Annotated in this window: 8 protein-coding genes and 1 pseudogene; 7 read left to right on the top strand and 2 right to left on the bottom strand. The window is 41.7% G+C overall.

Annotated features, from left to right (window positions below):
• Positions 1-9 precede the first annotated feature (9 nt).
• From H3Z85_16760 to H3Z85_16730, 7 genes and pseudogenes are all read left to right on the top strand, one after another.
• On the top strand, positions 10-363 hold the full coding sequence (locus H3Z85_16760; protein QPQ50996.1) for a helix-turn-helix domain-containing protein: 354 nt from the start codon (positions 10-12) through the stop codon (positions 361-363).
• 25 nt (positions 364-388) lie between these two features.
• Entirely contained in the window at positions 389-679 is a 291-nt protein-coding gene (locus H3Z85_16755; protein QPQ50995.1) for a helix-turn-helix domain-containing protein, read from the top strand.
• A 99-nt stretch (positions 680-778) separates the two neighbouring features.
• Positions 779-2,254: a DUF4099 domain-containing protein gene (locus tag H3Z85_16750; protein QPQ50994.1), complete on the top strand. Its 1,476-nt coding sequence runs from the start codon at positions 779-781 to the stop codon at positions 2,252-2,254.
• 6 nt (positions 2,255-2,260) lie between these two features.
• A complete protein-coding gene (locus H3Z85_16745) occupies positions 2,261-4,345 on the top strand; it encodes a DNA topoisomerase 3 (GenBank protein QPQ50993.1) in 2,085 nt (694 codons plus the stop codon).
• Positions 4,342-5,220, top strand: a complete 879-nt coding sequence (locus H3Z85_16740) for an ORF6N domain-containing protein (GenBank protein QPQ50992.1) — start codon at positions 4,342-4,344, stop codon at positions 5,218-5,220. The genes H3Z85_16745 and H3Z85_16740 overlap by 4 nt, the downstream gene beginning before the upstream one ends.
• Before the next feature lie 145 nt (positions 5,221-5,365).
• Positions 5,366-5,803, top strand: coding sequence for a DUF1896 domain-containing protein (locus H3Z85_16735; protein QPQ50991.1), 438 nt, complete (start codon positions 5,366-5,368; stop codon positions 5,801-5,803).
• Positions 5,790-11,214 (top strand): annotated as a pseudogene (locus H3Z85_16730) (N-6 DNA methylase). The gene H3Z85_16735 and the pseudogene H3Z85_16730 overlap by 14 nt, the downstream one beginning before the upstream one ends.
• Positions 11,215-11,223: 9 nt before the next feature.
• On the opposite strand, the gene H3Z85_16725 reads toward H3Z85_16730, so the two are convergent.
• A complete protein-coding gene (locus tag H3Z85_16725; GenBank protein ID QPQ50990.1) occupies positions 11,224-12,042 on the bottom strand; it encodes an RteC domain-containing protein in 819 nt (272 codons plus the stop codon).
• 208 nt (positions 12,043-12,250) lie between these two features.
• Positions 12,251-12,580: a TraR/DksA C4-type zinc finger protein gene (locus H3Z85_16720; GenBank protein QPQ50989.1), complete on the bottom strand. Its 330-nt coding sequence runs from the start codon at positions 12,578-12,580 to the stop codon at positions 12,251-12,253.

Raw genomic sequence — 12,580 nt, 5'->3', positions numbered from 1 at the left:
CGCGGTGCAATGAAAATAATAACCATTGAAGAAGAAGCGTGGATACAACTCAACAGTCGTATCAATGCCATTGCCGACTATCTGAAAAGACAGGAAGATAAAAGCTATGATGACCTGTGGCTCAATAACCACGAGGTATGCCAATACCTGCATATCAGTGAAAAGACCTTGTGGCGTATGCGAACCAAAGGCGAGATTGCTTATTCAAAAATATATGGTCAATATTTCTACACCATAGGAGCAATTAAGGATATGCTCAATGCCAATGCAATACAGAGCAGTGATGAGTTTGTGCAGGAGCTTATGGAAAAAGGCAAAAGCTATATCGAAAAAGGCAGAAAGCTAAAGACAGACAAAAAATAGGTATGAACCCTTAAAGTATATCCCTATGAATATTGACAGAATGGAATTTTTGGCGTGGATGGAACGCCTGATGGGTCGTCTTGATATGCTGGGCGACAATATAAATGAGTTGCAAAAGAAACGCAATAGTATAGATGGCGAAGAATTGCTCGATAACCAGGATTTACTTCAAATGCTTAAAATCAGCAACCGCTCCCTACAACGGTATCGCTCCATCGGTAAGCTACCGTATTATACCATTAGCGGAAAATTGTATTACAAGCTATCTGATGTACATCAGTTCATTAGAGAGAGCTTTAACCCGCTCTCAAAATGAACGCCAATGAAAGACAAAGACTGCCTTTGAGTGCCACTTCGGGCAATACCGCCAACGGTTATTTTACATTCGGCAGTGAATTTTTAAAATTTTCAGAATATGAGCGAAGAAACAACAAATAAGCAGGAAATGCCCGAACAGTTATCGGACATATTATTGGTGCTGGATAAAGAAAAAATGAAAATCCAAGCCGTAAAGAGTATTGACGAGAACGGAAAAATGGAAACCGTTGACCCCACCAAGAAAAACCAAAACCAGTTTATGCGTGTGGACAAAAGCGGTGATTTCTTTTCCAACTTCTTCTCTAATTTCTTCAGCCAGCTAAAGAACCCTACCAATTTTTCATTCTTCAAAGTGCCTGCACCTATTGCAGTTGAAAAAGCACAAGAAATACAAAATCAGGTAGATAAGCCCACTCCCGAAGGCGAAAAAGTGATGAAAGAACACGAAGTAAAAGCAGAACTGCAACAGGATAAGAAACAAGAAAATCAAAATAATATGGCAACAACACAAACAACACCGGAAGTCAGCGAGTATCGCTACAAGCCGGAGCAGATTGATTGGGACACAATGAAAAACCTCGGATTAAGCAAGGAATACCTTGAAAAAAGAAACCTGCTTGACCCTTTGTTACGAGGTTACAAAACCAATGAACTTTTGCCGATAGGCGTTAATTTCGGAGGCTCTGTTCTTCGCACAGATGCCCGATTGTCTTTACAGCAAGCCGAAGATGGAAATGTTATTGTAGCAATACACGGTATCAAAAAAGAACCCAACCTGCATTTTGAGTTTTTCGGACACAAGTTTACCGATGAGGACAAAAAGAACCTGCTCGAAACAGGTAATATGGGGCGTGTGGTTAACCTGACCAATTCCAAAACGGGCGAACTGATGCCGTCCATTATCAGTATAGACAGGCTAACCAATGATGTAATTGCCTTACGGACAGATTTTATAAAAATTCCCGATGAAATTAAAGGCGTAAAACTGAACGATGAGCAAAAGCAAGCTTTAATGGAGGGCAAATCCCTAAAGTTAGATGGTATGATTTCCACGAAAGGAACGGAGTTTTCGGCAACAGTACAATTCAATGCAGACAAACGTTATGTGGAGTTCCTGTTTGACCGCAATAATTCCAACAGGAAAACTCAAACCAATGGTCAAACCCAAAACAACCAACAAAACAATCAGCAAAGCCAGCCGCAGGAAGCTCCAAAAACATTCAGGGGCAAAGAACTTACCGATGAGCAGCATAAAGATTTCAAAGCCGGACAAACCGTTTATATGGCAGGACTGGTTGATAAGAAAGGACAAACGTACAATGGCTATATCACTTTCAACAAAGATACCGGAAAAACAGGCTTTGAGTTTCCTAATCAATATAAAGAAAGGGTAAAACCCACCGAAGCCCATAAAACGCAAACTGCCGTCAATTCGGAGGGCAAGACCAACGAAGCAACTAAAAACATCAATGAGCCTTTGAAGTCGGGACAGCAAAGACCGAAAAACAAACAACAGCAGGAACAACAGGAAAAGCCGAAAGCTCCTGCAAAATCCAAAGGCGTAAAAAGGTAATCAAGTATGAAAACAATCATTGCAGAAAAACCAAGCGTAGCAAGAGAAATAGCCGGACTTGTGGGAGCATCCGATAAAAAGGACGGCTACCTGACAGGTAACGGCTATTTTGTTACGTGGGCATTCGGTCATTTAATAGGATTGGGAATGCCCGAAGATTACGGAATATCGGGATTTGATAAAGCATCATTGCCAATACTCCCAAACCCATTTTTGCTGACCGTCCGAAAGGTCAAAAAAGACAAAGGCTATACTGCCGATACAGGAGCATTGAAGCAACTGAAAGTCATCGAACAGCTTTTTAACCGTAGCAGCAGTATCATTGTTGCTACCGATGCAGGACGTGAGGGCGAATTGATATTTCGCTATATCTACGAATACCTCAAATGCAAGAAGCCCTTTGAACGCCTTTGGATTAGTTCGCTTACCGAAAAAGCCATAAAACAAGGTTTTGATAATCTAAAAGACGGGGCAGCATTTGACGGATTGTATCAGGCGGCACAAGCCAGAAGCCGTGCCGATTGGCTCGTGGGCATCAATGCTACACAGGCGTTGAGCATAGCCGCAGGAAATGGCATTTATTCGCTCGGAAGAGTGCAAACGCCTACACTGGTTTTGATATGCAAACGCTATCTGGAAAATAAAAATTTCTCGGTGCAGCAATATTGGCAGATACAGTTATCGCACAACAAGGAACTGATAGATTTTAAAAGCATTTCCAAAACAAAATGGGAAGACCAAAAACTTGCCGATGATACGCTGAAAGCCATTCAGCGAAACGAAACGGCAACGGTTACATCGGTGGAAACCAAAAGTGTTACAGAGCAACCACCTTTATTGTTCGATCTTACCGGATTGCAAAAAGAAGCCAACAAAAAGCTGAACCTTCCTGCGGAAGAAACGCTGAATATTGCCCAAAGCCTCTACGAAAAGAAGTTTATCACATACCCACGTACCGGAAGCAAATATATTCCCGAAGATGTTTGGGCTGAAGTACCCAACCTTGTAAGAGCTTTGCAGGACAGAGAAACTTGTAAGCAAGCTGTATCAAAAATGAAATGGGGACGTTTTAATAAACGTATTGTAAACGATTTGCGTGTTACCGACCACCACGGATTATTGATTACTGATAAAATCCCATCAGCTCTGAACGCAAAGGAAAATTCCGTTTATGATATGATTGCCTTTCGATTGCTCGAAGTCCTTTCACAAGCCTGCATCAAAGAGATAACCGATGTAAGTTTACAGGCATTGCATTATGATTTTACGGCAAAGGGTTGTAAGGTTATAGAAGCAGGTTGGCGTTCTATCAAAGGCAGTTTCTCCGATGATGATACCGAACCTGTACAGGATTTGCCCGAACTGAAAAAAGGCGATGAACTCAAAATCAAGGAAGCAACCGTTTTGGAAAAGAAAACGAAACCACCTGTATTATATACCGAAGCAGGGCTTTTGTCGGCTATGGAAAGTGCAGGCAAGGAAATTGAAAACGAAGACGAAAGGAAAGCCCTGCAAAATATAGGTATTGGCACTCCGGCTACAAGAGCCGCAATAATTGAAACCTTGTTTACCCGCAATTATATCCAACGGGAAAAGAAATCCTTAATCCCTACCGAAAAAGGATTGCAAGTATATGAATTGGTTAAAGAACGGAAAATTGCGGACGTGGCAATGACAGCCGAATGGGAACTCGCATTGCAGAAAATAGAAAACCACGAAACGGATGCAGGGGCATTTCAAAAAGAAATGGAAACTTATGCTTCGTCTATTACCGATGAATTGCTGCAAACTTCCATTGCTCAAAATAACCTACCACAACTCATTTGCCCGAAATGTAAAAGCCAGCAACTCATTATCCGTGATAAAATTGTGAAGTGTCCTGATGAGGCTTGTAATTGGGTTCAGTTCCGCAACGTGTGTGGCATACAAATAGGCATAGCTGATATTGAAAGCCTTGTCAATAAAAGGAAAACTTCACTTATCAAAGGGATGAAAAGCAAGGCAGGAAAGAAATTCGATGCGTATATCGTATTGAAAGAGGATTGTACAACCTCTTTTGAGTTTGAAAATCAAAAATCAAAAAGACGATGACCGATATTACCATATCCCAAAAAGAAATTGCTCCGCTTATCCATACTATTAGAGGTAAGCAAGTTATTCTTGACACTGATTTAGCAATGCTCTATAAAGCAGAAACGAAAGCACTAAACAGGGTTGTAAAGAGAAATGAGAACCGCTTTCCCGAAACTTTTTGCTTTCAGCTTGCCGAACAAGAAGCAAAATCTTTGAAGTACCAATTTGGCACCTCAAACATCGGGCGAGGTGGTCGGCGTACGCTACCCTTTGCATTTTCGGAACAAGGAGTGGCAATGATGTCCGCATTATTGCGTAGCGATGTAGCCGTAAAGGTCAGTGTTGAGATTATGAATGCCTTTGTAGAAATGCGAAAAATGCTTATCAGCAATGCTTCGCTATTTCATCGTTTGGACCACATAGAACTGAAACAATTACAAGCCGACCAAAAATTTGAGGAGATTTTTAAAGCATTGGAAAGCGACAAGCTCCACAGCGAAAAAGGTATTTTCTACAACGGACAGATTTTCGATGCTTATACCTTTGTTTCCGACATTGTGCGAAGTGCTAAAACCTCCATTATCCTGCTGGATAATTATGTAGATGATACGGTATTGACTTTATTGGGTAAACGGAATAATAATGTAACCGCAACAATCTATACCAAAAGCATCAGCAATCAGCTACGGCTGGACTTACAACGGTATAACAGCCAATATCCGAATATAGAAGTTGAGGTCTTTTCCGATGCTCACGACCGATTTATGATAATTGACGATACAGAACTCTACCATATCGGAGCATCACTCAAAGACCTGGGCAAAAAATGGTTTGCCTTTTCGAGAATGGATATTGAAGTTGGCAGGATGCTTCAAATCTTAAAAAACTCATAGAACGAACCTCTGAATATTCAGAGGTTTTTTATTGCCCATTACGCCAAATCCTGCCTCTCAAAGCCAAACCCTGCCACTTCTGTAAAGGCTCTTATCTACTGCTATAATTTTAGGCTTCAAGTAAAATTCTAAAACAAATAATAGTATGGATGTACAGCAAAAAGACCTATCGTATTTCAGGTTGCGACTGCAAGAATTATTAAACACCAGCTTTCCCGAAAAGGCAAACGACCAAAAATTTATTGAGCAACGTTCTTCGTGGGCTGCCAATGCCTACGAAGGTGCTTTTCATTCGGGAAACGCTATTGAGCAATGCAACGAGATAGCCAACTACATTCTGTTTGAGGGCTTGCATTTCTCCAAATTCGATACCGTTTTTCAGGTGGTATGCAATGAGTTTGATACCATAATGGCAGATGAGGAACTGCGACCGTTCGCCCTGAAAATGTTCCCTGTTTGTGAGCCTGTTTTCTCCGGCTATCAACTAACCGATGATTTCGCTTATAGCACAGAGTACGACCTGCTCTATACCGAAATAACCGGAACCATTGCAATATGGATAGAGGAAAATGGGCTTCAGTAAAAAGCAACATCTCCAACAGAACATTGATGCCCTGCGAATTGCTTTTAAACTGGAAAAGGAGAAACGGCAAGCCACTGTAGGCGAAAGACTGTCAATGATGCGTTATAGCGGATTTGGCGGTCTTAAATTCGTACTTAATCCCATAGCGGACGATATAGACATCAATCATTGGAGAAAAACAGAACACGACCTTTTCCCAGTTACGCAGGAACTCCACCAGCTATTAAAAGAACATTCCGAAGATGATAAGCAATACCGCAGGTACGTGGATAGTATGAAAAGCTCTGTGCTGACAGCTTTTTACACACCGCCACAGGTCATAGATGCGATTTCTACAACCTTGCGTGAAAGAGGTCTGAACATTGATAAATTCCTCGAACCCTCCGCAGGTATCGGCTCATTCATTCAATCTTTTTCAGAAAACCAAAAAGCCAATGTTACCGCTTATGAAAAGGATTTGCTGACAGGAAAGATTTTAAAACAGCTTTATCCCGAAAGCAATATTCGTATAAGCGGTTTTGAAGAAATCCCCGAAAAGGAACAGAACAGCTATGATGTAATTGCCAGTAACATTCCCTTTGGCGATACTTCCGTTTTCGACCTTTCCTATTCCCGAAACAGGGATAGCGCAAAAGTACAGGCTGCCCGAAGCATACACAATTACTTTTTCCTGAAAGGTGCTGATATGCTCCGTGAGGGCGGTTTGCTGGCTTATATTACTTCACAGGGCATTCTGAATAGTCCTAAGAATGAACCCATACGCAGGGCGTTGATGCAGGATAATGATTTGGTTTCGGTTGTTCGCTTCCCCAACAACCTATTTACGGAATATGCAGGTACGGAAGTCGGAAGCGACCTGATTATCCTGCAAAGGAACACAGCAAAACAAGGTCTGACCGAAAGGGAAGATCTGTTTTGCCAAAGCAGGCAAACAGAATATAATACTCCGGGCAATGCGCTCTTTCAGGACAGCACAAGGATTGTGCATACCGACCGCAGATTAGATACCGACCCTTACGGGCAACCTGCACTCATCTATACGCATAAAGACGGTATTGAGGGAATTGCCAAAGACCTCAAACAAATGCTTTCCGAAGATTTTGGTAAGCACCTGAATTTGAATTTATACAAAGGCGAACAGAACGATGAGCCTGTAATACAAATTCCGATTGAACCAACGGTTACACCTCTGGTTATCGAACCTGTAACCATTCAACCGGAAATACAATCTTTATCAGTTCCTATAATCAATCGGGAAAGTCCGCAGGAATTAAAGCAACTAAGCATCTTCGACCTGTTTGAGAATGCGAACGAACCTGTAATAGTTACTGCTCCGCCCAAAAGAACGACACAAGTTAAAAGGCAAAGCACCAACAAAAGAAGAGGTGCAATAGGTCGCCAACCTGACCTGTTCAGTAGTGCGATGCCGCAACCTTATACGCCTCCTGTTACCAATAGAGCCACTAATGGAAATACGTCAGCCAACGGCAAAAACAGGAAACTATCGGCGACCTGTTTTCACAAATAAACGGGAATGGCCAAGCTAATAAGCCAGCCGTTCCCAATACTATTCCCGAACCTGCTCCTTATAGTGGCGAACTGCAATCGTACCACCGTAACAATTGTCTTGTTGTGGATAATGGTTGGGTCGGTCATCTGCAAGATGTAGATATAGCAGACGGTACGGCAGTTTTCCACCCTTTGCAGTTACCGACCTTACAAAAAGCAAGAGCCGAAGCGTACATTGCTGTACGTGATGTTTACCAAGACCTTTACCATAAAGAGGCAAAGTTTCAGACCGAACACAAGGAAGAAAGGGAGAACCTTAACCGCCTTTACGATGCCTTTGTCAAAAGGTATGGAAACCTTAACAGTGCCGATAATATCAAGCTCATCAAAACGGATAGCTCCGGTAAGGAAATCCCTTATTTGGAGCGTATCGTTGGTGGCGTAACCCATAAGGCGGATATATTCAGCCGTCCGGTAAGTTTCTCCACCTTAACTATAGCAACGGACAATCCAGAAGAAGCGTTAGCGGCTTCGCTGAACAAATACGGAAGCGTGGATTTGGACTATATGTCCGAAATCAGCGGTATGACCGATGATGCTTTGAAAGAAGCCTTACACGGTCGTATTTACTACAATCCTTTACAAAAGGAATATGAAATAGCCGAACGCTGGATTGCAGGGAATGTAGTAGAGAAAGCTCAAGAAGTACGAACCTACATTGAAAACAACCCTGCTGATACCGAAGCCAAAGCAAGCCTTACCGTTTTGGAAGAAGCCCGACCAAGACGTATCGAATTTGAGGAACTTGATTTTAATTTGGGCGAACGCTGGATACCCACAGGTATTTATGCCCGATTTGCTTCACATCTTTTTGATACGGACGTACTCGTTCATTATTCTGAAAGCTCCGATGACTTTTCAGTAAAGTGCGACCGTAAGAATTTGCATATATGGGAGAAATACGCTGTCAAAGCTGAAAGCAGAACGTTTGACGGGATTGCCCTGCTCAAACACGCCCTTGTCAATACCACGCCTGATATTACCAAAAAGATTACGGTTGGCGACCAAGAGGTCAAAGTGCGGGATATGGAAGCCATACAAATGGCGAACACCAAGATTGATGAAATCCGTACCGCCTTTACCGAATGGCTCCACGCTCAAAACGATGAATTTAAAAGCAGGCTGACCGACCAATACAACGATACTTTTAACTGCTTTGTCCGACCAAACTATGACGGAACGCATCAGGACTTTCCGGGCTTAGACCGTAAGGCATTGGGCATTGAAGACCTGTATTCAAGCCAAAAGGACACCGTTTGGATGATAAAGCTGAACAAGGGTGCTATCTGCGACCACGAAGTAGGTGCTGGGAAAACGTTGGTAATGTGTACCGCAGCACAGGAAATGAAACGTTTGGGATTGGCACACAAACCGATGATTATCGGGCTGAAAAGCAATGTTCACGAAATTGCAGAAGCCTACCGCACCGCTTACCCACACGCCAAAATCCTGTTTCCGGGCAAGGAAGATTTTACGCCCCAAAAACGCCTGCGGATTTTCGGGGATATTAAAAACAACGATTGGGATTGTGTAATCCTCACACACGACCAATTCGGTATGATACCGCAGTCGTCCGAAATACGAAAGGAAATCCTCGAAATCGAATTGGATAGCGTAGAGCGAAACCTCGATGCACTGCAATCGCAAGGCAAGGAAGTTACCAGAGGGATGCTCGCCGGAGTAATCAAGCGGAAAGAAAACCTCGAAGTCAAACTTAAAACCCTGCAACACGATATTGAAAACCGCAAGGATGATGTAGTGGATTTTAAGATGATGGGTATTGACCATTTGTTCGTAGATGAAAGTCATCAGTTCAAAAACCTGATGTTCAATACAAGGCATACAAGAGTTGCCGGATTGGGCAATGTGGACGGTAGCCAAAAGGCATTGAACCTGCTCTTTGCTATCCGTACCATTCAGGAACGCACAAATGCCGATATGGGAGCAACTTTCCTTTCGGGAACAACTATCAGTAATTCGCTGACGGAATTGTACCTACTGTTCAAATACCTGCGACCACGGGCAATGGAAAAACAGGGTATTCACTCTTTTGATGCCTGGGCAGCCATTTATGCAAGAAAAACGACCGATTATGAATTTTCGGTTGCTAATAATATTGTGGCAAAAGAGCGTTTTCGCTACTTTATAAAAGTACCGGAACTGGCTCAATTCTATTCCGAAATTACAGATTACAGAACGGCAAAGGATATTGGTATTGACCGACCTAATAAGAACGAGGTATTGTATAACATACCGCCTACTCCCGACCAGGAAGATTTTATTAAAAAGCTAATGGAGTTTGCTAAAACAGGAAATGCAGAACTGTTGGGCAGACCTCCGTTAAGTCAAAGCGAAGAAAAAGCAAAGATGCTTATCGCTACGGACTATGCCCGTAAAATGTCGCTTGATATGCGTATGGTAAGCGGTGCGTATGATGACCACCCTGATAGCAAGGCTTCGCATTGTGCCGCAAACCTTGCCAAGTATTATAACCAATACAACGCACAGAAAGGAACGCAGTTCGTTTTTTCGGATTTAGGAACCTACAAGTCGGGCGAATGGAATGTGTACTCCGAAATCAAACGCAAGCTCGTGGAAGACCACGGCATCCCTGCACACGAAGTCCGTTTTATACAGGAAGCCAAAAATGATAAGCAGCGTAAGGAGCTTATCAAAGGAATGAACGAGGGTAAAATCCGTGTGCTGTTCGGTTCTACAAGTATGTTGGGTACAGGTGTGAATGCACAGAAAAGAGCAGTTGCCGTTCATCACCTGGACACACCGTGGAGACCAAGCGACCTTGCTCAAAGGGACGGTCGGGCAGTCCGAAAAGGCAATGAAATTGCCAAGTTCTTTGCAGAGAACAAGGTAGATGTGATTATCTATGCCGTAGAAAAATCATTAGATAGCTACAAGTTTAACCTGCTGTACAACAAACAGCTATTCATAGACCAATTAAAAAATAACAATCTCGGCAAACGAACCATTGACGAGGGTAGTATGGACGAAAAATCGGGAATGAACTTTTCGGAATATGTAGCTATCCTTTCGGGAAATACCGACCTGTTGGATAAAGCCAAATTAGAAAAACAGATTGCCGGATTAGAAAGCGAAAAACAGGCGTTTAACCGTTCAAAGTATAGTGCGAAGTACAAATTGGAAGACTATACGGCTGAACTTGATAAAGCCCTATCCCGCTTTGACCGTATGAGCCTTGATTGGAATAATCTGCAAGGGCGTATCCAAAAACGTTCGGACGGCACAATCGCAAATCCTGTACAATTGGACGGCTTACCGCCCAATGCGGATATTAAACAAATCGGTGCAAAGCTCAACCAGCTTGCGGACAAAGCCCGCACCGGAGGTCAGTACGAAGAAATAGGAAGCCTGTACGGTTTTACCTTATTGGTCAAAACCGAAATGTCTGAAAAAGAGGGCGTGGATATACGGGTAAACCGCTTTTTGGTACAGGGCGAGGGGAATATCAAATACACCTACAACAACGGTATCATCGCCAAAGATGAAAAGCTGGCTGTTATGAACTTCCTTAATGCACTGGAGAAGTTGCCCGGCTATATCGAACAGGAAAAAAGAAAATTGCGGAAATACAAAAGGATTTACCTGTTCTTCAGGAAGTGGTAAACGGTTCGTGGTCTAAAGAAAACCGATTGAGTGAACTCAAAACGGAACTGGCTGCCGTTGAACGGAAGATACAGTTGTCTATTACTCCGGAAACGAAAGAAGAACCAGCGGAGCAGGTCGAGAAACAAAAGCAAACAGCAAACAATTCGGAGAATATTGTACGGACAAAAGGTATTCATTTGCCTCGTGGGGTCTTATAAGAATGTTTATTATATTTCATCCTCTTCGTCCATTTTTTTAAGCAGGCTTTCTCTTAGGCTGTCAAGGAATTTGGTACGGTTTATTTTTCGGGCTTTAAGTTCCATAAATGTATGATAGAAATCGCCCAAACTAATATTAAATGTACATTCAAATGTTTTGGCGATGGCTATTATATCTGCATTGCCAAATGCACCCTGCGAATGCAGTGCGTAAATCAATTCAGTTAATGCTGTTTTGCTCTCTTCCCAATTTAAAGAGAAACTGTTAGATGGTGTCTTCTGATTGTTATTATTCAGTTGGTCTTCAATATAAACTTGTATTAAATCGTTTGCCAGTATCTTGGCTGCTTTGTAATCGGCTATGGTAGAAAATCTATGGTCGGTTTCAAAATAAATGGTGTCTAAACTTAATTTTATATCATATTTACCCCTGATAAATAGCTTATCATCAATAAATGAGTTATTTGTTCGGTAGTATTTATAAAATTCAAGATTGTTGTCGAAATACCGTTTGAGCTTGTTCAATTCTTCATTGAGGTATTTCCTGATAGGCTTAGTTCCGTTAGGTTTTTTTGTTTCGATTTTATAGATGGCATTATAGTAAATGAGCTTTGCAACAATGACAGGTTTCTGATGTTTGAAAAAATGTATTTCCTCATCAATATTTTTAAAACCTCTATTTAAAACATATTCCTTTATTTTAGACAAGCTTTTAAGGATGATATCTATAATCGCTTCTATCCGTTCAATAGAATAATCAGCTTCAATCTCTAATTCGTTGATTGATGTTTCCAGTTTCTGTATCGTTTCATTGTAATATTTATCCATTCAGTTTTACTTCTTGATGTTTGAATTATAAATGGAGAAGCGTAAATTTGTTATTACATTTAGGCATCATCCAGTTTGTAGAAATAGAGAATGTTCAAGCATTTACTAATATCATACAAAGCATTCACGAACTGCACTTTTGGAATTACGATTACTCCAGTAAATTGCATTCTTGCTTTAAGTTGATATTGTTTCGCTATAGTTTCTATTAAGAACAACCCACACATTTTACGCTGTCAGGGATAATGAGCATACGTTTATAAGGAATGGGTTGATGGCATTTAATACAGATACCAAGGCTCTCATCATTGATTTTTTGTAAAGCGTTTTTTAATCTTATCAATTTGCTTTCGGCTTCACGTAAACTGGCTTCCAACACACTTTTATTGTTAATGGCATCCATTCTACTAATTCTTCCAATAGCAACATCGGGGGCTACAGGTATGGTCATTTCCTTGTAGTCCGCAATGTCTTTTTTCGTTTTTGTTATTTTTTGCTCGATTGCAGTTTGCAATTCTGCTTTTTCTTCCTGTGTCAT

This window comes from Chryseobacterium indologenes, assembly GCA_016025055.1.
GTDB lineage: Bacteria > Bacteroidota > Bacteroidia > Flavobacteriales > Weeksellaceae > Chryseobacterium > Chryseobacterium indologenes.
This window is presented reverse-complemented; position numbering and strand designations above follow the sequence as displayed.

Excerpts from the sequence above, each read along its gene's own strand:
- H3Z85_16760 (QPQ50996.1), top strand. The coding sequence starts at position 10 with ATGAAAATAATAACCATTGAAGAAGAAGCGTGGATACAACTCAACAGT.
- H3Z85_16755 (QPQ50995.1), top strand. The coding sequence starts at position 389 with ATGAATATTGACAGAATGGAATTTTTGGCGTGGATGGAACGCCTGATG.
- H3Z85_16750 (QPQ50994.1), top strand. The coding sequence starts at position 779 with ATGAGCGAAGAAACAACAAATAAGCAGGAAATGCCCGAACAGTTATCG.
- H3Z85_16745 (QPQ50993.1), top strand. The coding sequence starts at position 2,261 with ATGAAAACAATCATTGCAGAAAAACCAAGCGTAGCAAGAGAAATAGCC.
- H3Z85_16740 (QPQ50992.1), top strand. The coding sequence starts at position 4,342 with ATGACCGATATTACCATATCCCAAAAAGAAATTGCTCCGCTTATCCAT.
- H3Z85_16735 (QPQ50991.1), top strand. The coding sequence starts at position 5,366 with ATGGATGTACAGCAAAAAGACCTATCGTATTTCAGGTTGCGACTGCAA.
- H3Z85_16725 (QPQ50990.1), bottom strand. The coding sequence starts at position 12,042 with ATGGATAAATATTACAATGAAACGATACAGAAACTGGAAACATCAATC.
- H3Z85_16720 (QPQ50989.1), bottom strand. The coding sequence starts at position 12,580 with ATGACACAGGAAGAAAAAGCAGAATTGCAAACTGCAATCGAGCAAAAA.